Below are 22,322 nucleotides of genomic sequence, written 5' to 3'. Positions count from 1 at the left end.
CTTGCCCCACCCCGCAAGCACGATGGTGATAAACTATCGCCCCCATTCTTCGAGCGGTCCCGCGGGTCCGCTTTCGCTGTCGAGCGCAACACCATGGAAATCTTCAAGGAATTCACCTTCGAATCCGCCCACCACCTGCCCAACGTACCGGCCGGGCACAAGTGCGGTCGCCTGCACGGACACTCGTTCCGCGCGGCCATCTACATCGAGGGCGACGTCGACCCGCATACCGGCTGGATTCGCGATTTCTCCGAGATCAAGGAAATCTTCAAGCCGATCTACGACCAGCTCGACCACAACTACCTGAACGAGATTCCCGGCCTGGAAAACCCCACCAGCGAGAACCTCGCACGCTGGATCTGGCAACAGCTCAAGCCGGTACTGCCGGAGCTGTCGCGCATCCGCGTGCACGAGACCTGCACCAGCGGCTGCGAATACCGCGGCGACTGACGCACTCCCCATGCGCGCGCTGCAAGGGTGCGCGCTTCCCGCTCCGTGCCATGCGGGACGGCCGACAAGTGCGCCGGCTGGCTAGCGTCTATCATGCCCAGAACACTTCTGCCGGAATCTCGCCATGAGCGATGCCTTGCTTGCCATCCGCCCGCGCGCGGAGGACGTCGAAGGTGTGACGGTCCTGCGCGCCCTGCCCTCCGCCCGTTGCCGCAGCGTCGGACCTTTCGTGTTCTTCGATCACATGCTCGGCGGCGACTTCGCGCCCGGCCGGGGCATGAACATCCGCCAGCACCCGCACATCGGCCTGTCGACCCTGACCTATCTGCTCGAAGGCGAGGTGCAGCACAAGGACAGCCTCGGCTCCGACCAACTGGTGCGGCCGCGGGACGTCAGCTGGATGACCGCCGGACGCGGCGTCGCTCATGTCGAGCGCACCCCGGAGCACCTGCTGCGCAGCGGCTCGCGCCTGCACGGGCTGCAGGTCTGGCTGGCGCTGCCGAAGGCTGAGGAAGGCCGCGCGCCGAGCTACCACCACTTCCCGGCGGAGAAGCTCGCGGAAAGCGAAGCGCTCGGGGTGCGCATCCGCCTGATCGCCGGCAGCGGCTTCTGCCTGGAATCGCCGGTGCCGGTACTTTCGCCGACCCTGTTCGCCGAACTGCGGCTGAGCGCCGGCGCCACCCTCGCGCTGCCCGCCGAACACCCGGAGCGCGCGCTCTACCTGCTCGGCGGCGAGGCCCTGCTGGACGACGAGCCGCTACCCCTGCACGAGATGGTCGTCCTCGCCGAAGGTGAATCCTTCACCCTCGGCGCCTGCGGCGACTGCCAGTTGATGATGATCGGCGGCGCGCCGCTGGACGGGCCGCGGCGGATGAACTGGAACTTCGTCGCCAGCGACCCGGCGCTGATCGAGGACGCCCGCCGCCGCTGGGCCGCAGGCGAGTGGCCGAAGGTCCCCGGAGAAGTGGAACGCATCGAACTGCCGGGCTGATCCCGGTCGCCCCGAAACCGCACAGGACCCACCGAGACCATGGACCAGTCGAAGCAGAACCACACCGGCGCCCTCACGGTACTGACCCTGCTGTTCTTCATGTGGGGGCTGATCACCTCGCTGAACGACATCCTGATCCCGCACCTGAAGGCGGTGTTCACCCTCAGCTACGTGCAGGCCTCGCTGGTCCAGTTCAGCTTCTTCACCGCCTACTTCGTCATGTCCTTCCCCGCCGGGCGCCTGGTCGAACGCCTCGGCTACAAGGGCGGGATCATCGTCGGCCTGGCCACCGCCGGCTTCGGCTGCCTGCTGTTCTATCCGGCGGCCGGCGCGCAGTCCTATCCGTTCTTCCTCGCCGCGCTGTTCATCCTCGCCTCGGGCATCACCCTGCTGCAGGTGGCGGCCAACCCCTACGTGAACATCCTCGGCAGGCCGGAAACCGCCGCCTCCCGGCTGAACATGACCCAGGCCTTCAACTCGCTGGGCACCACGGTCGGTCCGCTGATCGGCTCGGTCACCATCCTCGCCATCGGCGCCGGCGCGGCCTCGCAGATCGGCGACGTGGCAGCCCATGAAGCGGATTCGGTGAAGGTGCCCTACCTGGTGCTGGCCGGCCTGCTGTTCGCTATCGCCGTGCTGATCGCCCTGTTCCGCCTGCCGCGCATCCACCACGGCACCCACAGCGACGGCAGCGGGGCCGTGCAGGAATCGCTGTTCGGCCATCGACACCTGCTGTTCGGGGTGCTGGGGATCTTCTGCTACGTCGGCGCCGAGGTTTCCATCGGCAGCTACCTGGTCAGCCTGATGGGCCAGCCGGACATCGCCGGCCTGCCCAGCGACGAGGCCGGCCGCCACCTGGCGCTGTACTGGGGCGGCGCGATGGTCGGCCGCTTCATCGGCAGCGTGCTGATGCGCAGCATCAAGCCGAACCGCATGCTGGCCTTCAACGCGGTGACCAATACGGTGCTGATCGCCATCGCCATCACCTCCGGCGGGCATGTGGCGATGTGGGCGCTGATCCTGATCGGGCTGTTCAACTCGATCATGTTCCCGACCATCTTCTCGCTGGCCCTGGAAGGCCTCGGCCCGCTCACCAGCAAGGGTTCCGGCCTGCTCTGCATGGCCATCGTCGGCGGCGCGCTGATGCCGCTGATCCAGGCCTTCTTCGCCGACCGCATCGGCCTGCTGCATTCCTTCGCGATCCCGCTGCTGTGCTACCTGTACATCGCCTGGTTCGGCGCCAGGGGCTATCGCGTGGACCAGGTGCCGGAGCGGCCGCGGGCGATGATGTCGTAGCACTCGCCGGGGATGGTGGAAAACGCTTCGCGGTTTTCCACCCTACGCCGATCTCAACTGTAGGAGCGAGCTTGCTCGCGGGCCATGGCGCTCCTACAGGGCCGATCAACCGCCGAAACGCTCATCCAGCAGATTGCGCATGGCGCTGAAGGCCCGGCCGGCGACCTTGGCGTCGTACTGCATCATGCCCGGCACCTGGGCGTGCGGGTCGGTGAAGGAATGCACGGCACCGCCATAGCTGGTCAGTTGCCAGTCCACCCCGGCATCGGTCATTTCCCGGGCGAAGTCGGTCAGTTGCTCGCGCGGCACCAGCGGGTCGGACGCGCCGTCGAGAACCAGCACCGCGCCCTTGATGTTCTTCGCGTCGGCCGGATTCGGCGTGTCCAGGGTGCCATGGAAGGAAACCGCGGCGGCCACCGGCGCACCGGCGCGGGCCAGCTCCAGGGCGCAGCAACCGCCGAAACAGAAGCCGAAGGTCGCCAGCTTCGCGGCATCCAGCGGCGCCTTGCCGGCCTGTGCCTGCAGTGCGTTCAGGGCGCGCTGCATGCGGCGGCGCAGCAGCGCGCGGTCGTTCTTCACCGGCATCATCGCCGCACCGGCCTCGTCGGCATTGGTCGGGCGTACCGAGGCGCCATAGACGTCGGCGATCAGCACCACGTAGTCCTGCCCTGCCACCTGCCTGGCAATGTCGATCGCGCCCTGGCTGACACCCATCCAGTTCGGCGCCATCAGCAGGCCGGGGCGCGGCGCGGCGTTCGATGCGTCATAGACGAGCTGGCCTTCGAAAGCCTGGCCATCCACCTCGTAGGCGACCGGTTGCACGGTGATCTGACTCATTGCGGTTCTTCCTTCTTCTTTTTTCGAGGGTTCGAATAGTACAAAGCCCGCAGTAGCGGGCTTTGTAACGATTTGCAGCTTAGGTCAGGCGGAGAGTTCCACCAGCAGCCTGTTCAGCCGACGCACGTAGGCCGCGGGGTCCTTCAGGCTGTCGCCCGCGGCCAGCGCGGCCTGGTCGAAGAGGATGTGGCTGAGATCGGCGAAACGCTCTTCGTCGGGCTCGCCGTCCAGCTTCTCGATCAGCGGGTGGCTCGGGTTGAACTCGAAGATCGGCCTGGATTCCGGCACCTTCTGCCCGCTGGCCTCGAGGATCTGGCGCATCTGCAGGCCGAGGTCCTGTTCGCCGATGGCGAGGATCGCCGGCGAGTCGGTCAGGCGGTGCGACACGCGCACTTCGGCGACGGAATCGCCCAGCGCGGCCTTCAGGCGCTCGACCAGCCCTTCCTTGGCCTTGGCCACTTCCTCCTGGGCCTGCTTGTCCTCTTCCGAGTCCAGCTTGCCGAGGTCGAGGTCGCCGCGGGCCACGTCGACGAAGGCCTTGCCGTCGAAGTCGGTCAGGTAGCTCATCAGCCACTCGTCGATGCGGTCGGTGAGCAGCAGCACTTCGATGCCTTTCTTGCGGAAGACTTCCAGGTGCGGGCTGTTCTTCACCTGCGCGTAGCTTTCGCCGGTGAGGAAGTAGATCTTCTCCTGGCCTTCCTTCATGCGGCCGATGTAGTCGGCCAGGCCGACGCTCTGCTCGCCGCTGTCGTCGCCGGTGGAGGCGAAGCGCAGCAGGCCGGCGATCTTCTCCTTGTTGGCGAAGTCTTCCGCCGGGCCTTCCTTGAGGACCTGGCCGAAGTTCTTCCAGAAGTCCTTGTATTTTTCCGGCTCGTTCTTCGCCAGCTTCTCCAGCATGTCCAGCACGCGCTTGGTCAGCGCCGACTTCATCGAGTCGATCACCGGGTCCTTCTGCAGGATTTCGCGGGAGACGTTCAGCGACAGGTCGTTGGAATCGACCACGCCCTTGATGAAGCGCAGGTACAGCGGCAGGAATTCGTCGGCCTGGTCCATGATGAACACGCGCTGCACGTACAGCTTCAGGCCGCGCGGGGCTTCGCGGTGGTACAGGTCGAACGGCGCGCGGCCCGGCACGTAGAGCAGCGAGGTGTATTCCAGCTTGCCTTCGACCTTGTTGTGGCTCCAGCTCAGCGGGTCCTCGAAGTCATGGGCGGTGTGCTTGTAGAACTCCTGGTACTCCTCGTCCTTGATCTCGGTGCGCGGACGGGTCCACAGCGCGCTGGCGCGGTTGACGGTCTCCCACTCGGGCTCGGCCGGCTTGTCCGCCTCTTCACCGTAATGTTCTTTCGGCAGCTCGATGGGCAGCGCGATGTGGTCGGAGTACTTCTTGACGATGTTGCGCAGGCGCCAGCCGTCGGCGAATTCTTCCTCGCCCTTCTTCAGGTGCAGGACGATGCGGGTGCCGCGCTCGGCCTTGTCGATGGTGGCGACCTCGAACTCACCCTCGCCCTTCGACGACCAGTGCACGCCCTCGCTGGCCGGTGCACCGGCGCGGCGGGTGAACACGTCGACCTTGTCGGCGACGATGAAGGCGCTGTAGAAGCCCACACCGAACTGGCCGATCAGGTGCGAATCCTTCTTCTGGTCGCCGGACAGGTTCTTCAGGAAGTCGGCGGTGCCGGACTTGGCGATGGTGCCGAGGTGGGCGATCACGTCCTCGCGGCTCATGCCGATGCCGTTGTCTTCGAGGGTGACGGTATTGGCGTCCTTGTCGAAGCTGAGGCGAATCTTCAACTCGGCGCCGCCCTCGAGCAGTTCGGGCCTGGCCAGGGCTTCGAAACGCAGCTTGTCAGCGGCGTCCGAGGCGTTGGAAATCAGTTCGCGGAGGAAGATTTCCTTGTTCGAATAGAGGGAATGGATCATCAGATGAAGCAGTTGCTTCACTTCGGTCTGAAAACCCAGAGTTTCTTTTTGAGTTTCCACGCTCATCGGTCTCGCTCCGAGGATGACAAAGCCGCAGCAGGCGGCGGATGTCCACGAAGTGGGGGCTTCCTGAAGGATTTCAAGGGCTTGGATGGAAAGACCGATGACGGAGCGCTATCGCGGTAGCAGTTCGATGTGGGTGATATCGCTCGGATGCAGGCTGTAGCTCGCCTCCCCCGCCCCGCCGAGCAGCCGGCGGATGATGATCCGTCCTTCGCTGTCGAGCCCCGCGAAGGCGCCCTCGGCAGTGCCGCCGCGCTGGGTGACCACGCGGATGCGCTGGTTGACGAAATGCTGCGGCGCGGCGCGCAGTCGCTCCAGGGTCAGCGCACCCTGGGCCGGGGGTTCAGGCGGGGGATTGCCGGCAGCTGCGGGTTTGTCATCGGCGATGGCGACCGGAGCCACAGGCTCGGCGGGGGCCGGTTTCGGGTAGTGGTCGTCGCGCACCGCCCAGCCGCGGGATGCCGAGCGATACAGATCGACCCGCAGCCATTCGGGCTGTCCGTCCACGCTGAAGGCCAGCGGCACGCTCAGCTGGTGCCGGCGCAGGTCCAGCCGCGGCAGGCGGGTCAACTGGATGTCGCTGCGGGCGAAGCGTCGCTGCAGGTAGTCGCGCAGTACGTAGGCGATGGTGTCCGGCGAGTCGAAACGGGTGTCCACCTGGCCGTCCCGGTAGCGCAGGCGGTCGGTATACAGCTCGACCTGGCCGCTCAGGGCGGTCCGGTATTCCGCCGGCAGCACCAGGTGAAATTCGCCGCGCAGGCGGTTCGGCGGCTCCGGAGCCAGGTCCAGGCGCAGGGTGTAGCCGCGCGCCAGACGCCGCGCTTCCGGCAGGTCCCGGTCCGGTTCCAGCCAGTTGATCTCCACCTCCGGCAGGGTGCCCCGGTCTCCCGGCAGCACATCCAGCCGCAGCGGCCCATCCGGCTGGGCCGGCAGGCTAATGCGCAGTTCGCGCCGGGCGTAGAAATCGCCGCCTTCGCGCAGGCTCAGCACGCCGTCGATCAGTTCGGCCTGTGCGGGAACGAAGGGCTCGCCGCGAAATTCGCCGCGCAGGTCGATCGCCAGTTCCGCCTGTGTGGTCGGCGCGGGACGCAGCCAGTCGAGGCCGAGGATGGCCTCCAGCCGCGCGCTGTCATGGCTGGCCAGCAGGGTCAGGCCGACCACCAGAGGAATCCAGCCCAGCGCGCCGAGCACCACGGCCCGGCGCAGCAGGCTCCAGTGACGCAGCAGGGGCCACAGGGCGAACGGCGGAACCAGGCTGGCGATTCCGGAAAGCAGGCTGCAACCGAAGGCCAGGATGACGAACCAGACGTAGCCGGCCAGGATCAGCACCAGCCCGCCAAGGATCAGCCACGTCTCCATCCCCTGCCCCGCCGCGGCTCAGCGCTCGTCGATCTTGAAGTGCGCGCGGGCGGTGGCGATGGGCTCGTCGCGGTTGGCCTGCCAGGCGGTGATGGCGACGTTCGCCACCTTGCGTCCCTGGCGCCAGACCTGGCACTGCGCGAAGGTATCGCGGAATTGCCCGGCGCGCAGGTAATCGATGGAGAAATCGATGATCTTCGGTATGCGCGGGACGCCCATGAACATCAGCAGGTGCAGCAGCGCCGAATGCTCCATGAAGCCGGCGATCGCTCCGCCGTGCAGCGCCGGCAGGATCGGGTTGCCGATGTTTTCCTGGCTGGCCGGCAGTTCGAAGATAGCCTCGTCGCCCATCGGCAGGCAGCGGATGCCGAGCAGCCGGGCGTAGGGGATATGTTCCAGCAGCGGGCTGTAGTCGTTGTTCGCGCGGGCTTCGAGGACCAGTCGTTCGAGCATGCTCATGCCGCACCCCCGGTCTTGAACGCCGCCGCCGATATCGGCTTGCCGATGCGCATGAAGGTGCCGACCACGTGCGCGACCGGCTTGTGCGGGTCGTCCTGGTAGGCGAAGCCGCGGGTAAAGATGACGTCACGGGTGACGCGGTAGCATTCGGCGAAGCCGTAGACGTCCTTGTGCGGTTCGGCCGGGCGCATGTAGTCGACGCGCAGGTCGATGGTCGGGCAGACCTCGGGGCTGGGCAGCACGCAGAGGGTCGACACCCCGCAGGCGGTATCCATCAGGGTGGTGATGGCGCCGCCGTGAATCACGCCATTTTCCGGATTGCCCACGATGGATTCGCTATAAGGCAGGCGCAGTGTCACTCCCTTGGGTTCTGCCGCAACAGCCTCGATACCGAGCAACTGACAATGGCGCAGAACCCGGAGAAAACCGCTCACGCGCTCTAGCAAGGGGGTTTCGTTCATATCGTCCTTTCGATCCGAAAACAGCGAGAGGCCGCATCATACTCCGGCCAATATTGCGCCTACAGAAAAAGCGAAGTGAAGATTTATATATTCCGTCAGGAACTTCTCACAAACGCTTCAACTCCAACGGCATAACACCACAGGACAGCCATCCCATGGAGGCAATGATGAAAAAAGCTCTTCCCCTCGCTCTGCTGCTGGCAACCGGCCTTGGCCTCGCCGCCTGCGACAAGAAAGAGGAACCCCAGGCGCCGACCACGCCGCCGGCTACCGAGCAACCCAGCGCACCGGCTCCGACCACTCCGCCGGCTACCGAACCCGCTCCGGCAACCCCGGCGACTCCGAGCACCGCACCGGCTCCGTCGGGTGAAGAGCAGGAAGGCCAATAACTTTCCCGCATTGAGCACGAGGCCCGCATTTGCGGGCCTCGTCGTTTCTATTCCGCCTCTTTCACAGGCTCCAGGCAGGTCTGGGTGAATACCATCACCTGCAGCACGTCCGAGTGGAACTCCCGGCGGTACAGCACCAGCACCACCCCAGTGGTCACCAGCATGAACAGCCAGGGATTGATGAACCAGGCGAGCATCGCCAGGCCGAAGTAGTAGGAACGCAGCCCCAGGTTGAACTGGTTGGCCGCCATCGATACCACCCGCGCGGCGCGATCGGCGAACGCCCTGCGCTCCTGCTCGTTGACGTGCCGTTCGCCGACCATCGGCGCCGACCCCACCAGTACCGCGGCGAAGTTGTACTGGCGCATGCACCAGCTGAAGGTGAAGAAGGCATACACGAACACCACCGCCAGGGCGAGCAGCTTCAGCTCGGAAAGGCTGCGGCTGGCCGTCTGGGTGAACGGCAGGTCCGCCAGTACCGAGATGGTCCGCTCGGCCGAGCCCAGCAGGGTCAGGATGCCGGCCAGGATGATCAGGGTGCTGGAGGCGAAGAAGGACGCGTTGCGCTCCAGGTTGCCGATCACGCTGGCATCGGCCACCCGGTTGTCGCGCAGCAGCAGGCGGCGCATCCAGTCTTCCCGGTAGAGATGCAGCACGCTGGCCAGGCATGGCGTATCGCGGCCCTTCCAGATGGCGTAGCGGGTGTAGCCAACCCAGCAGAACACGAACCACAGCACTGCGATGAGGTTCCACAGGTATTGCGCGTCGAACAGTTCGGAAACGTCGGTCATGACTATCCTTGGCCGGCCGTGACGAAGGGCGCGGCTCGATCCGGTGAATGAAGGGAAAGCGCCTGGATAGACGTCAAAATCGCCGAAAAAGACACCCGAACGCCAGGAAAAACATCACCCCCTGTAGGAGCAGGCCATGCCTGCGGCCGGCACTCGCCGCGCGCCCCTGCAGGGCGTGATATGCCTGCACACGAAAAAGCCGCCCGAAGGCGGCTTTTCCCGATACGGCGATGGTTCAGGCCAGCGCTTCGCTGGGTTTGCCCAGCAGGCGGTCGATGCCCACCATCAAGGCCAGGGTGGCTACCGAGGGGATCAGCCAGGCCAGGCCCTGCTCGGTCAGCGGCAGGTGGGTCAGCCACTGGGGCATCCACTGGTCGAGGCCGGCGCCCTTGAGCGCATCGATGACGCCGAGCAGCAGCGAAACCGCCATCACCGGGGCGACGATGCGGGTCTGCGAATGCCACAGGCCGGCACAGAAGCTCAGCGCCACCAGCACGATGCACGGCGGGTAGATGGCGGTCAGCACCGGCACCGAGAAGGCGATCAGCTTGGTCAGGCCGAGGTTCGACACCAGCAGCGAGAAACCGGCGAGGATGATCACCAGGCTGCGGTAGGACAGCGGCACGATGCGGCAGAAGTATTCCGCACAGGCGCAGGTCAGGCCGACCGCGGTGACCAGGCAGGCCAGGGCGATCAGCACGGCGAGGAAGCCGCTGCCCAGCGAGCCGAAGGTGTGCTGCACGTAGGCATGCAGAACGGCGGCGCCGTTGCTGGCGCCGGCGGCGATGTCGTGGCTGCCGGCGCCCAGGCGGAACAGGCTGATGTACACCAGCGCCAGCCCTACCCCGGCGATCAGGCCGGCGATGACGGCGTAGCGGGTGATCAGGCGCGGCGACTGCACGCCACGGGAGCGGATGGCATTGACGATGACGATGCCGAACACCAGCGCGCCGAGGGTATCCATGGTCAGGTAGCCATTGATGAAGCCCTGGGAGAACGCGGCGTTCTGGTAGGCCGGTTCCGCGTGACCGACGGTGCCGGCCGGCAGGACGAAGGCAGCGATGCCCAGCGCGGCGAGCGCGATGATCTTCAGCGGCGCGAGGAAGCGTCCGACGGTATCCAGCAGCTTGCCCGGATACAGGGAAATCAGCAGCACGACCAGGAAGTAGATCAGGCTGTAGATGAACAGCGGCATGGGGCCATGCCCGGTCAGCGGCGCCAGGCCGACTTCGAAGGACACGGTGGCGGTACGCGGGGTGGCGAACAGCGGGCCGACCGACAGGTAGCAGACTGCGGCGAGCAGACCGCCGGCGATCCGGCCGATCGGATGGCTGAGAGTGTCCATCGCCCCACCGACCTTCGCCAGCGCGACCACGGTGATCACCGGCAGACCCACGGCGGTAATCAGGAAGCCCAGAGCCGCCATCCACACGTGCGGCCCGGACTGCAGGCCGACGATGGGCGGAAAGATGATGTTGCCTGCCCCGACGAACAGGGCAAAAGTCATGAAGCCAAGCGCCAGGACATCCTGGCCTTTGAGAGTGTTCATTTAAGGGAAATACCACAATGCTGAAACGGGGTTAGCAGAGGTCTTCCTGAGGCTCGTGGCCTGCCAACGCTCCTGCGGTTGTTACCCGCCATCCGTGACGGTGAGGAATACGTCCGCCCGGATAGGGACGAACGGCACGCCGGGCATCACCCTTGTGGGGGAGTGGCCCAAGTAGTTGCTAGCCTAACGATTTGCGCCGATGACCGGCACTGACACATGTCAGGCTGTCCGGGGAATGCAAGCGACTGTCGCTTTGACGACAGTGAAAAACGAAAAAGGCCACCCGGGCGGGTGGCCTCTTCCAGTCAGACGGCAAGCGGATGCTTACTTCTTGACTTCCCAGCCAGTCAGCTCGGCCAGGGCCTTGCCGATGTCAGCCAGGGAACGCACGGTCTTCACACCGGCGTCCTGCAGGGCGGCGAACTTCTCGTCCGCAGTGCCCTTGCCGCCGGAGATGATGGCGCCAGCGTGGCCCATGCGCTTGCCCGGAGGGGCGGTCACACCGGCGATGTAGGAAACCACCGGCTTGGTGACGTTGGCCTTGATGTAGGCAGCGGCTTCTTCTTCAGCGGAACCGCCGATCTCGCCGATCATGACGATGGCTTCGGTCTTCGGATCTTCCTGGAACAGCTTCAGGATATCGATGAAGTTGGAGCCCGGGATCGGGTCGCCGCCGATGCCCACGCAGGTGGACTGGCCGAAGCCGGCGTCGGTGGTCTGCTTCACGGCTTCGTAGGTCAGGGTGCCGGAACGCGACACGATGCCTACCTTGCCCGGCAGGTGGATGTGACCCGGCATGATGCCGATCTTGCACTCGCCGGGAGTGATCACGCCCGGGCAGTTCGGGCCGATCAGGCGTACGCCCAGCTCGTCGCACTTGACCTTGGCTTCCAGCATGTCGATGGTCGGGATGCCTTCGGTGATGCAGACGATCAGCTTGATGCCGCCGAAGGCAGCTTCCAGGATCGAGTCCTTGCAGAACGGAGCCGGAACGTAGATGACCGACGCGTCGGCGCCAGTGGCTTCCACGGCTTCCTTGACGGTGTTGAACACCGGCAGGCCCAGGTGGGTGGTGCCGCCCTTGCCGGGGGTCACGCCGCCGACCATCTTGGTGCCGTAGGCGATGGCCTGTTCGCTGTGGAAGGTACCCTGGCTACCGGTGAAGCCCTGGCAGATGACCTTGGTGTCTTTGTTGATCAGGACGCTCATTACTTACCCTCCGCGGCCTTGACGACTTGCTGGGCGGCGTCGGTCAGACCGTTCGCAGCGATGATGTTCAGACCGCTATCGGCCAGGACCTTGGCGCCGAGGTCGGCGTTGTTGCCTTCCAGGCGAACCACGACCGGAACCTTCACGCCAACTTCCTTCACGGCGCCGATGATGCCTTCGGCAATCATGTCGCAGCGAACGATGCCGCCGAAGATGTTCACCAGAACAGCCTTCACGTTCTCGTCGGAGAGGATGATCTTGAACGCCTCGGTCACGCGCTCCTTGGTAGCGCCGCCGCCCACGTCGAGGAAGTTGGCCGGCTTGCCGCCGTGCAGGTTGACGATGTCCATGGTGCCCATGGCCAGGCCGGCGCCGTTGACCATGCAACCGATGTTGCCTTCCAGCGCGACGTAGTTCAGTTCCCACTTCTGCGCATGGGCTTCACGAGCGTCGTCCTGGGACGGGTCGTGCATGGCGCGCAGCTTGGGCTGACGGAACATGGCGTTGGAGTCGATGTTGATCTTGGCGTCCAGGCAGTGCAGGTTGCCGTCCTTCTTGATCACCAGCGGGTTCACTTCCAGCAGTGCCAGGTCGTAGTCCTGGAACAGCTTGGCCAGGCCGACGAAGATGTGGGTGAACTGCTTGATCTGGTCGCCTTTCAGGCCCAGCTGGAAGGCTAGCTCGCGGCCCTGGTACGGCTGAGCGCCAACCAGCGGATCGATGGTGGCCTTGAGGATCTTCTCGGGGGTCTCGTGAGCGACCTTCTCGATGTCCACGCCACCTTCGGTGGAGGCCATGAACACGATGCGGCGGCTGGAACGGTCGACAACGGCGCCGAGGTACAGCTCCTTGTCGATGTCGGTGCAGGACTCCACCAGGATCTTGCTGACCGGCTGGCCGTTGGCGTCAGTCTGGTAGGTCACCAGACGCTTGCCCAGCCAGTTGGCGGCGAACGCCTTGGCGTCCTCCTTGCTCTTGACCAGCTTCACACCGCCCGCCTTGCCGCGGCCACCGGCGTGTACCTGGGCCTTAACGACCCACTCGGTACCACCGATCTTTTCACAGGCTTCTGCGGCCTCTTCGGGGGTGTCTACGGCGAAGCCCTTGGATACGGGCAGGCCGTACTCAGCGAACAGCTGCTTACCCTGATATTCGTGGAGATTCATGCTTGTCTACCGTTTTCGTCTTGGGTATTGCGCATTCGGCGCGACGCTCGACGCATCGCACCACCTGTGACCATCTCCTCCGGGAAGGAGAAACGGTCCGGCGGGGTCGGCCGGCAGTCCCTCGCAAGTACTGCCGGCCTCCCCCGCCGTGGTTCTTTCGTCTTAGCGCTTCTTGCGGTTGGCGATGTGGATGGCGTGGCCATTCACTGCCAGGGCCGCTTCGTGCAGCGCTTCGGACAGGGTCGGGTGGGAGAAGACCATCATGCCCAGGTCTTCGGCGCTGGTGCCGAATTCCATGCCGATCGCGCCCTGCTGAACCAGTTCGGCAGCGCTTGGGCCGATCACGTGAACGCCCAGCACGCGGTCGGTCTTGGCATCGGCGATGACCTTGACCAGGCCGGTGGTGTCGTTGGCAGCCATGGCGCGGCCGCTGGCGGCGAACGGGAAGGTGCCGACGTTGACTTCGACGCCTTCGGCCTTCAGGCCCTGCTCGGTCTTGCCGACCCACGCGATTTCCGGGTGGGTATAGATGACCGACGGGATCAGGTCATAGTTCATCTGCGCCTTGTGACCGGCGATGCGCTCGGCGACCATCACGCCCTCTTCCGAGGCCTTGTGCGCCAGCATCGCGCCGCGGACCACGTCACCGATGGCGAATACGCCCGGAACGCTGGTCCGGCAGTAGTCGTCGACGAAGATGAAGCCGCGCTCGTCCAGGGTCACGCCGCTGTCGGCGGCCAGCAGGTCGGCGGTCACCGGGCGACGGCCGACGGCGACGATCAGCTTGTCGAAGGTTTCCTTCTGCTCGCCGTTGGCGTCGGTGAAGGTAACGGTGACCTGCTTCTTCTTGATCTCGGTGCCGGTGACGCGGGCGCCCAGACGGATGTTCAGGCCCTGCTTGGTGAGGACCTTCATGGCTTCCTTGGCGATCTGCTCGTCGGCAGCCGGGAGGAACTTGTCCAGGGCTTCCAGAACGGTCACTTCGGCACCCAGGCGGGCCCATACCGAACCCAGCTCCAGGCCGATGACGCCGGCGCCGATCACGCCCAGCTTCTTCGGTACGCTCTGGAATTCCAGGGCGCCGGTGGAGTCGACGATGACGTCCTGGTCGACCGGGGCCGGCGGAATCTCGACCGGCTTGGAGCCGGAAGCGATGATGATGTTCTCGGCTTCCAGAACCTGGGTCTTGCCGTCCAGGCCGGTCACTTCGACCTGCTTGTTGGCGAGGACCTTGCCGTGGCCTTCGAGGGAGGTCACGCCGTTGGCCTTGAACAGGGTGGCGATGCCGCCGGTCAGGTTCTTGACGATGTTGGCCTTGCGCTCGACCATCGCCGGAACGTCGATGGTGACGCCTTTGGCTTCGATGCCGTGGACCTTAAAGGCTTCCTTGGCTTCGTGGTACTTGTAGGAGCTGTCCAGCAGCGCCTTGGACGGAATGCAGCCGACGTTCAGGCAGGTGCCGCCGAGAGCGACCTTGCCTTCCTTGCCGATGTACTTCTCGATACAAGCGGTCTTCAGGCCGAGCTGGGCGGCACGGATGGCGGCAACGTAACCGCCGGGGCCGGCACCAATCACAACCACGTCGAATTTCTGACTCATATTCAATCCTTATTCCGGTGAGGCGGACGGCCCCTCGTGGGGGCCGCCGAGTAATACGGGGCCGTCGGGTAGAACGACTCAGACGTCCAGCAGCAGGCGCGCCGGATCTTCCAGAAGCTCCTTGATCGCCACCAGGAAGCTCACCGCTTCCTTGCCGTCGATCAGACGGTGGTCGTAGGACAGCGCCAGGTACATCATCGGCAGGATCACTACCTGACCATCCACGGCCATCGGACGTTCCTGGATCTTGTGCATGCCCAGGATTGCGGTCTGCGGCGGGTTGACGATCGGAGTGGAGAGCAGGGAACCGAATACGCCACCGTTGGAAATGGTGAAAGTACCGCCGGTCATGTCTTCGATGGTCAGCTTGCCGTCACGGGCCTTCTTGCCGAACGAAGCGATGGTGCCTTCGACTTCGGCGAGGCTCATGAACTCGGCGTTGCGCAGTACCGGTACGACCAGGCCGCGATCGCTGGAAACCGCGACACCGATGTCCTGGTAGCCGTGGTAGACGATGTCGTTGCCGTCGATCGAGGCGTTGACGCCCGGGAAGCGCTTCAGCGCCTCGGTGGCAGCCTTGACGAAGAAGGACATGAAGCCCAGGCGCACGCCGTTGTGCTTCTTCTCGAAGAGGTCCTTGTACTTGTTGCGCAGGTCCATGACCGGCTTCATGTTGACCTCGTTGAAGGTGGTCAGCATGGCCATGGCGGACTGGGCTTCGACCAGGCGCTCGGCGACCTTGGCGCGCAGGCGGGTCATCGGTACGCGCTTCTCGACGCGATCGCCGGCGGCGAAGACCGGAGCCTCGGCGGCCGGAGCGGCAGGCTTGGCGGCCGGGGCAGCCGGAGCGGCCTTCTTGGCCTCGACGGCGGCGACCACGTCTTCCTTGGTCACGCGACCGCCCTTGCCGGTGCCGGCGATGCTGTTCGGGTCGATGGCGTTCTCTTCGGCCAGCTTGCGCGCAGCCGGGGAAAGAATCGCTTCTTCGGCAGCGGCGGCTGCGGCAGGCGCAGCAGCCGGAGCAGCAGCGGCAGGAGCTGCTGCGGGCGCGGCGGCAGCGGCGCCGCCCTCGCTCAGACGGCCCAGCAGTTCGTTGCTGAGTACGGTGTCGCCCTCGTTCTTGACGATCTCGGCGAGGACGCCATCAGCCTCGGCCAGCACCTCGATCACGACCTTGTCGGTTTCGATGTCGACGATCAGCTCGTCACGCTGCACGGCGTCGCCCGGCTTCTTGTGCCAGGTGGCGACGGTGCCGTCAGCGACCGATTCCGGGAAGGTTGGGGCTTTGATTTCGATAGCCATTCTAAGTGTTCCTTAAAGATTCGGTTTCAACTGCGCTTGGGCGTTAAACAGTAAAGGCGTCCTGCAGCAGCTTGTCCTGCTGCTCCGCGTGCATCGACGCATAGCCACAAGCGGGAGCCGCCGAGGCGTCGCGGCCCGCGTACTCGAGGTTGAGGCCTTTCTTGTGCGCATTGATGACACGGCGCATGTGGTGCTGGCTGCAGTACCAGGCGCCCTGGTTCATCGGTTCTTCCTGACACCAGACCACGTGCTTGAGGTTCTTGTACGGAGCCAGGGCTTCGGCCAGATCCTCTTCCGGGAACGGATAGAGCTGCTCGATACGGATGATCGCGATGTCGTCGCGACCTTCGGCACGGCGCTTCTCCAGCAGGTCGTAGTAGACCTTGCCGCTGCACAGGACGATGCGGTTGACCTTCTTCGGATCCAGGCCGTCGATCTCGCCGATGACAGTCTGGAACGAGCCGTTGGCCAGTTCTTCCAGGGTCGAGATGGCCAGCTTGTGGCGCAGCAGCGACTTCGGCGTCATCACGATCAGCGGCTTGCGCAGCGGACGGATCACCTGGCGGCGCAGCATGTGGTAGACCTGAGCCGGGGTGGTCGGTACGCAGACCTGGATGTTCTGCTCGGCGCACAGCTGCAGGTAGCGTTCCAGACGCGCGGAGGAGTGCTCCGGACCCTGGCCCTCGTAGCCGTGCGGCAGCAGCATGGTCAGGCCGCAGAGGCGCTGCCACTTGATCTCGCCGCTGGTGATGAACTGGTCGATCACCACCTGCGCACCGTTGGCGAAGTCGCCGAACTGGGCTTCCCAGATCACCAGCGCGTTCGGCGTGGTGGTGGCGTAGCCGTATTCGAAGGCCAGCACCGCCTCTTCCGAGAGGTACGAGTCGTGGATGGTCATGCTCGGCTGGCCGTCATAGAGGTTGGCCAGCGGTACGTAGACCGAACCGTCCTTCTGGCTGTGCAGCACGGCGTGACGGTGGGAGAAGGTGCCGCGGCCGACGTCCTGGCCGGTCATGCGCACCGGGTGGCCTTCGAACAGCAGGGTCGCGTACGCCAGGTTCTCGGCGAAGCCCCAGTTGATCGGCAGACCGCCGGCGGTCATCTTCTGGCGGTCTTCGAGGATCTTCGAAACCTGGCGCTGGACGACGAAGCCTTCCGGGGTTGCCAGCAGCTTGCTGGACAGTTCCTGCAGGGTCTTCAGGTCGAAGCGGGTGTCGTGACGGGCGGTCCAGGCATGGCCCAGGTACGGACGCCAATCGACGAACAGTTCCTTGTTCGGCTCCTTGACCAGGCTTTTCACCACGTGCAGGCCGTTGTCCAGCGCGTCGCGGTAGCCGTCGACCTTGGTCTGGACCTGCTCGGCGCTCAGCACGCCGTTCCTGACCAGCGCGTCGGCGTACAGTTCACGGGTGGTGCGCTGTTTGGCGATCTGCTGGTACATCAGCGGCTGGGTGCCGCTCGGTTCGTCGGCCTCGTTGTGGCCGCGGCGACGGTAGCAGACCAGGTCGATGACCACGTCACGCTTGAACTGCATGCGATAGTCGACGGCCAGTTGGGTGACGAACAGCACGGCTTCCGGATCGTCGCCATTCACATGGAAGATCGGCGCCTGGATCATCTTCGCCACGTCGGTCGCATACTCGGTGGAACGAGCGTCGTCCTGACGGTTGGTGGTGAAGCCGACCTGGTTGTTGATCACGATGTGGATGGTGCCGCCCGTCTTGTAGGCACGGGTCTGCGACATCTGGAAGGTTTCCATGACCACGCCCTGCCCCGCGAACGCGGCATCGCCGTGGATGGAGATCGGCACGACCTTGTCGCCGTTGCCATCGTTGCGGCGGTCCTGGCGGGCCCGCACGGAACCCTCGACCACCGGGGAAACGATTTCCAGGTGGGACGGGTTGAACGCCAGGGCCAGGTGGACTTCGCCGCCGGTGGTCATGACGTTCGAGGAGAAGCCCTGGTGGTACTTCACGTCACCGGAGCCGAGCTCGACGATCTTCTTGCCTTCGAACTCGTCGAACAGGTCGCGCGGGTTCTTGCCGAGGGTGTTGACCAGCACGTTGAGGCGGCCGCGGTGGGCCATGCCGATGACGATTTCCTTGGCGCCGTAGGAGCCGCTGCGCTGGATGATCTCGTCGACCATCGGAATCAGGCTCTCGCCGCCTTCCAGGCCGAAACGCTTGGTGCCCGGGTATTTGGTGCCCAGGTACTTTTCCAGGCCCTCGGCCGCGGTCAGGCGCTCGAGCAGGTGGGCACGCGCTTCGGCGGAATACTCCGGACGGCCACGCACGCTCTCCAGGCGCTGGGCGAACCAATGGCGCTGCTCGGAGTCGACGATGTGCATGAACTCGGCGCCGATGCTGCCGCAATAGGTCTGCTTGAGGGAGTCGAGGATTTCGCGCAGGGACGCCTCTTCCTTGCCGATGTACAGCTCACCGGTGCGGAAGGTGGTGTCGAGGTCGGCAGCGGTCAGGCCGTAATGGTCGATCGACAGGTCGGAGGGCGCGGTGCGCACCCAGAGGCCCAGCGGATCGAGCGTGGCAGCCTGGTGGCCGCGCAGGCGGTAGGCCAGGATCAGACGCAGGACTTCTACCTGCTTCTTCTCGTGCTCGGTGCTTACGCTGCCAGCGGAGACCGGCTGTGCGCGGCGCTGGTTCTTGGCCAGCAGGACGAAATGATCACGAACGGAGGAGTGCGAAACGTCGGGAGCGGGATTACCGTCGGTGGGGAGTTTCTGGAAGTACGTGCGCCACTCTTCGGGCACAGCGTTGGGATCGTGCAGGTAGAGCTCGTAGAGCTCTTCGACGTAGGCAGCGTTGCCACCGGATAGATGGGCACTGTTCCACATCCGCTGCATTACGCTTTCGTGCATGCTTGGTCACCCTCGGTAAGGGGACACCACCTGGCATGAAGCCGAGCGGCTTGCGAGTTCTCCGTCGGGAGTTCGTCAAAGCCGTTGCGGTTACCGCCGGTAGCCCGGGTACCAGCCCGGATGCCCCTGCTGGTCATCTATATATTTTCAAATCAGAACCACCGCTTTGTGGGCGGTGGTTCGTTGGATGCTGCACCGCCGGAATGATTCCGGCGGCGCAGGTCTTGCTCTTACAACAGGTACAGCACTTGCAAACCGCGCAGATCAGGTACCGCTCTGCAGCAGCATGTTACGAATGTGACCGATCGCCCGGGTCGGATTCAGACCCTTCGGGCAAACGTTCACGCAGTTCATGATTCCACGGCAGCGGAATACGCTGAATGGGTCGTCCATAGTCGCCAGACGTGCCTGGGTCTCCGTATCCCGGCTATCGGCCAGGAAACGGTAGGCCTGCAGCAGCGCAGCAGGGCCGAGGAACTTGTCCGGGTTCCACCAGAACGACGGGCAGGAAGTCGAGCAGCAGGCGCACAGGATGCACTCGTACAGACCATCCAGCTTCTCGCGCTCCTCCGGCGACTGCAGGCGCTCGATGGCCGGCGCGGCATACTTGTTCTGCAGGTACGGCTTAACGCTTTCGTACTGCTTGTAGAAGATGCGCATGTCGACGACCAGGTCGCGGATCACCGGCAGGCCCGGCAGCGGGCGGATCACCAGCTTGCCGCCCTTGAGGCCGGCGGCCGACAACGGAGTGATGCACGCCAGGCCGTTCTTGCCGTTGATGTTCATACCATCGGAACCGCAAACGCCTTCACGGCAGGAACGACGATAGGAGAAGCCTTCGTCCTGCTCCTTGATCAGCGCCAGCACGTCGAGGACCATCACGTCCTTGCCGTCGGTATCGACCTCGAAGTCCTGCATGAACGGGGCTTCGTCCACGTCAGGGTTATAGCGGTAAACACTTACTTTCAACATGGCGGCCACCCTTAATAAGTACGAACCTTGGGTTCGAATGCCGGAACAGTCTTCGGCGCGAAGTTGACGGAACGCTTGGTGACGCGCTTCTCACCCGGGAAGTACAGGGTGTGGCACAGCCAGTTCTCGTCGTCGCGCTCCTCGAAATCTTCGCGGGCGTGCGCGCCGCGGGATTCCTTGCGGTGTTCGGCCGCAATCGCGGTGGCTTCGGCCACTTCGAGGAGGTTCTGCAGTTCCAGCGCTTCGATGCGCGCCGTGTTGAATGCCTGGCTCTTGTCGGCGATCTTGACGGTCGCGATGCGCTCGCGCAGATCGGCCAGCTGGGCGATGCCCTTCTGCATGTATTCGCCGGTACGGAATACACCGAAGTAGTTCTGCATGCACTGCTGCAGCTCGCGCTTGAGCGGAGCGACATCTTCGCCCTTGGTGCGTTCGTTCACGCCGTTCAGGCGCTTGAACGATTCTTCCAAGTCGCTCTCGGAGGCGCCACGAACGTCGATGCCTTCCTTGAGCGCCTTCTCCAGGTGCAGGCCGGCGGCGCGACCGAACACCACCAGGTCGAGCAGCGAGTTGCCGCCCAGGCGGTTGGCGCCGTGTACCGACACGCAGGCCACTTCGCCCACGGCGAACAGGCCTTCGATGATGGTGTCGTTGCCGTTGGCGTCCTGGGTGATGGCCTGGCCATGGATGTTGGTGGCAACGCCGCCCATCATGTAGTGGCAGGTCGGGATGACCGGGATCGGCGCGACGACCGGGTCAACGTGGGCGAAGGTCTTGGACAGTTCGCAGATGCCGGGCAGGCGGCTGTGCAGGACTTCCTCGCCGAGGTGGTCGAGCTTGAGCAGTACGTGGTCCTTGTTCGGGCCGACGCCGTTACCGGCGATGACTTCCTTGACCATCGAGCGCGCAACGACGTCGCGGCCAGCGAGGTCCTTGGCGTTCGGTGCGTAACGCTCCATGAAGCGCTCGCCGTGGGCGTTGATCAGGTAACCACCTTCGCCACGGCAGCCTTCGGTAACCAGTACACCGGCGCCGGCGATGCCGGTCGGGTGGAACTGCCACATCTCGATGTCCTGCACCGGTACGCCGGCACGCAGGGCCATGCCCACGCCGTCGCCGGTGTTGATCAGGGCATTGGTGGTGGAGGCATAGATACGGCCGGCACCGCCAGTGGCCAGAACCACGGCCTTGGAGCGGATGTACACGGTATCGCCGGTTTCGATATCGATGGCGATCACACCAACGATGGCGCCGTCCTGGTTCTTCACCAGGTCGACCGCATACCACTCGTTGAGGAACGAGGTGCCGCTCTTCAGGTTGGCCTGATAAAGAGTGTGCAGCAGGGCGTGACCGGTACGGTCAGCCGCAGCGCAGGTACGGGCAGCCTGGCCGCCCTTGCCGAAGTCCTTGGACTGGCCGCCGAACGGACGCTGGTAGATGCGGCCCTGCTCGGTACGGGAGAACGGCAGGCCCATGTGCTCGAGCTCGAACACGGCTTCCGGACCTACGGAGCACATGTATTCGATGGCGTCCTGGTCACCGATGTAGTCGGAGCCCTTGACGGTGTCGTACATGTGCCAGCGCCAATCGTCGTTCGGGTCGGCCGAAGCGATGGCGCAGGTGATGCCGCCCTGGGCGGATACGGTGTGCGAGCGGGTCGGGAAGACCTTGGTGACCACGGCGGTCTTGTGGCCGCCCTGCGCCAGTTGCAGCGCGGCACGCATGCCGGCGCCGCCGCCGCCAACGATGATGGCGTCGAAAGAAAGAGTACGAATGCTAGCCATGGATCAGTTACCCCAGAGAATCTGCACACCCCAGACGAAGAACGCGAACATGGCCATGCCGCAGACTGCCTGGACGAGGAAACGCACAACGGTCGCCGACTTGCCCAGCGCCATCGGGGTCAGGTAGTCAGTGGTGATGGTCCACATGCCGACCCAGGCGTGAACGCTCAGGGCCACGAGAGTCAGCAGGCTGAAGATGCGCATCAGGCCATGGGAGAACAGGCCATGCCATTCCTCGTAGGAGATATCCGGGTGAGCGACGAGGTAGCCCAGCAGGAAAAGAACATAAGCCGCGAGAACGACCGCGGAAACGCGTTGCGCCATCCAGTCATAGAGGCCCGAACGCGAGAAGTTTGTGACATTAGTTACCATACCCACACCCCCGCCAGAACGATCAGCACCACCGAAACGGCGATGACGATTTTGGAACCACGCTTACCGCCTTCCAGGGTCTCGCCGACACCTGCGTCCATGACGAGGTGACGAATACCGGCCACGAGGTGGTACAGCAGCGCAGACAGCAGGCCCCAGATCACGAACTTGGCCAGCGGACTGGTCAGACACGCCTTCACCTGCTCGAAGCCTTCTTCCGAAGCCAGGGACTTGTCGAGCGCGAACAGCAGCACGGCAATGCCCAGGAACAGAATTACGCCGGAGATACGATGAAGAATGGACGTGTAAGCAGTGACAGGGAGTTTTATGGTCCTAAGGTCTAGGTTTACTGGTCGTTTGCTATTCACGGCTTTTTTCACACTGAGAGCCCCAGGAAACAGGGCTAGTTGTCGGGAGGTGCACTTGTCAGGTACCCATCACCTTTTGGGAGTGACAACCGCCCCGTGGAGCAAGG

The 22,322-nt window shown here is 64.5% G+C and carries 20 protein-coding genes; 4 read left to right on the top strand and 16 right to left on the bottom strand.

The window, feature by feature from the left end:
• Positions 1 to 93 precede the first annotated feature (93 nt).
• From queD to BLR75_RS16465, 3 genes are all read left to right on the top strand, one after another.
• Positions 94 to 450 carry a 6-carboxytetrahydropterin synthase QueD gene (gene queD, locus BLR75_RS16475; protein ID WP_084311047.1) on the top strand — a complete coding sequence of 119 codons (357 nt, stop codon included), beginning with the start codon at positions 94 to 96 and terminating at the stop codon, positions 448 to 450.
• A 124-nt stretch (positions 451 to 574) separates the two neighbouring features.
• Complete coding sequence (locus BLR75_RS16470) at positions 575 to 1,441, top strand: pirin family protein (protein ID WP_084311045.1); 867 nt, start codon at positions 575 to 577, stop codon at positions 1,439 to 1,441.
• 39 nt (positions 1,442 to 1,480) lie between these two features.
• Positions 1,481 to 2,737, top strand: coding sequence for a sugar MFS transporter (locus BLR75_RS16465; RefSeq protein ID WP_084311043.1), 1,257 nt, complete (start codon positions 1,481 to 1,483; stop codon positions 2,735 to 2,737).
• A gap of 105 nt (positions 2,738 to 2,842) precedes the next feature.
• On the opposite strand, the gene BLR75_RS16460 is transcribed toward BLR75_RS16465, so the two are convergent.
• From BLR75_RS16460 to BLR75_RS16440, 5 genes are all read right to left on the bottom strand, one after another.
• On the bottom strand, positions 2,843 to 3,574 hold the full coding sequence (locus BLR75_RS16460) for a dienelactone hydrolase family protein (RefSeq protein WP_084311041.1): 732 nt from the start codon (positions 3,572 to 3,574) through the stop codon (positions 2,843 to 2,845).
• An 84-nt stretch (positions 3,575 to 3,658) separates the two neighbouring features.
• A complete protein-coding gene (htpG, locus tag BLR75_RS16455; protein ID WP_084311039.1) occupies positions 3,659 to 5,563 on the bottom strand; it encodes a molecular chaperone HtpG in 1,905 nt (634 codons plus the stop codon).
• 108 nt (positions 5,564 to 5,671) lie between these two features.
• Complete coding sequence (locus BLR75_RS16450) at positions 5,672 to 6,919, bottom strand: MFS transporter (RefSeq protein WP_084311037.1); 1,248 nt, start codon at positions 6,917 to 6,919, stop codon at positions 5,672 to 5,674.
• Between the two features lie 18 nt (positions 6,920 to 6,937).
• Entirely contained in the window at positions 6,938 to 7,378 is a 441-nt protein-coding gene (locus tag BLR75_RS16445; RefSeq protein WP_084311035.1) for a PaaI family thioesterase, read from the bottom strand.
• A complete protein-coding gene (locus tag BLR75_RS16440; RefSeq protein ID WP_084311033.1) occupies positions 7,375 to 7,839 on the bottom strand; it encodes a PaaI family thioesterase in 465 nt (154 codons plus the stop codon). Before BLR75_RS16440 ends, BLR75_RS16445 begins: the two co-directional genes overlap by 4 nt.
• Before the next feature lie 167 nt (positions 7,840 to 8,006).
• Here BLR75_RS16440 and BLR75_RS16435 point away from each other — a divergent pair, with 167 nt between their 5' ends.
• Complete coding sequence (locus tag BLR75_RS16435) at positions 8,007 to 8,228, top strand: hypothetical protein (protein ID WP_084311266.1); 222 nt, start codon at positions 8,007 to 8,009, stop codon at positions 8,226 to 8,228.
• Positions 8,229 to 8,275: 47 nt separating this feature from the next.
• Here the strand turns inward: BLR75_RS16435 and BLR75_RS16430 are convergent, their stop codons facing one another.
• The 11 genes from BLR75_RS16430 to sdhC form a co-directional block, all read right to left on the bottom strand.
• Positions 8,276 to 9,019 (bottom strand): DUF599 domain-containing protein, encoded by a 744-nt coding sequence (locus BLR75_RS16430; RefSeq protein ID WP_084311031.1) that lies wholly within the window; start codon positions 9,017 to 9,019, stop codon positions 8,276 to 8,278.
• 235 nt (positions 9,020 to 9,254) lie between these two features.
• On the bottom strand, positions 9,255 to 10,568 hold the full coding sequence (brnQ, locus tag BLR75_RS16425) for a branched-chain amino acid transport system II carrier protein (RefSeq protein WP_084311029.1): 1,314 nt from the start codon (positions 10,566 to 10,568) through the stop codon (positions 9,255 to 9,257).
• Between the two features lie 324 nt (positions 10,569 to 10,892).
• Positions 10,893 to 11,777, bottom strand: a complete 885-nt coding sequence (sucD, locus tag BLR75_RS16420; RefSeq protein ID WP_084311027.1) for a succinate--CoA ligase subunit alpha — start codon at positions 11,775 to 11,777, stop codon at positions 10,893 to 10,895.
• Entirely contained in the window at positions 11,777 to 12,943 is a 1,167-nt protein-coding gene (sucC, locus tag BLR75_RS16415) for an ADP-forming succinate--CoA ligase subunit beta (protein ID WP_084311025.1), read from the bottom strand. The genes sucD and sucC overlap by 1 nt, the downstream gene beginning before the upstream one ends.
• 162 nt (positions 12,944 to 13,105) lie before the next feature.
• Positions 13,106 to 14,542 carry a dihydrolipoyl dehydrogenase gene (lpdA, locus tag BLR75_RS16410; RefSeq protein WP_084311023.1) on the bottom strand — a complete coding sequence of 479 codons (1,437 nt, stop codon included), beginning with the start codon at positions 14,540 to 14,542 and terminating at the stop codon, positions 13,106 to 13,108.
• Between the two features lie 78 nt (positions 14,543 to 14,620).
• Entirely contained in the window at positions 14,621 to 15,844 is a 1,224-nt protein-coding gene (gene odhB, locus BLR75_RS16405) for a 2-oxoglutarate dehydrogenase complex dihydrolipoyllysine-residue succinyltransferase (RefSeq protein WP_084311021.1), read from the bottom strand.
• A 43-nt stretch (positions 15,845 to 15,887) separates the two neighbouring features.
• A complete protein-coding gene (locus BLR75_RS16400; RefSeq protein WP_084311019.1) occupies positions 15,888 to 18,719 on the bottom strand; it encodes a 2-oxoglutarate dehydrogenase E1 component in 2,832 nt (943 codons plus the stop codon).
• Between the two features lie 264 nt (positions 18,720 to 18,983).
• Positions 18,984 to 19,691, bottom strand: coding sequence for a succinate dehydrogenase iron-sulfur subunit (locus BLR75_RS16395; protein WP_084311017.1), 708 nt, complete (start codon positions 19,689 to 19,691; stop codon positions 18,984 to 18,986).
• An 11-nt stretch (positions 19,692 to 19,702) separates the two neighbouring features.
• Positions 19,703 to 21,475, bottom strand: coding sequence for a succinate dehydrogenase flavoprotein subunit (gene sdhA, locus BLR75_RS16390; RefSeq protein WP_084311015.1), 1,773 nt, complete (start codon positions 21,473 to 21,475; stop codon positions 19,703 to 19,705).
• Positions 21,476 to 21,478: 3 nt separating this feature from the next.
• Positions 21,479 to 21,847, bottom strand: coding sequence for a succinate dehydrogenase, hydrophobic membrane anchor protein (sdhD, locus tag BLR75_RS16385; RefSeq protein WP_084311014.1), 369 nt, complete (start codon positions 21,845 to 21,847; stop codon positions 21,479 to 21,481).
• Complete coding sequence (gene sdhC, locus BLR75_RS16380) at positions 21,841 to 22,227, bottom strand: succinate dehydrogenase, cytochrome b556 subunit (protein ID WP_174688563.1); 387 nt, start codon at positions 22,225 to 22,227, stop codon at positions 21,841 to 21,843. The genes sdhD and sdhC overlap by 7 nt, the downstream gene beginning before the upstream one ends.
• Between the last annotated feature and the right edge of the window lie 95 nt (positions 22,228 to 22,322).

This window comes from Pseudomonas jinjuensis, assembly GCF_900103845.1.
GTDB lineage: Bacteria > Pseudomonadota > Gammaproteobacteria > Pseudomonadales > Pseudomonadaceae > Pseudomonas > Pseudomonas jinjuensis.
This window is presented reverse-complemented; position numbering and strand designations above follow the sequence as displayed.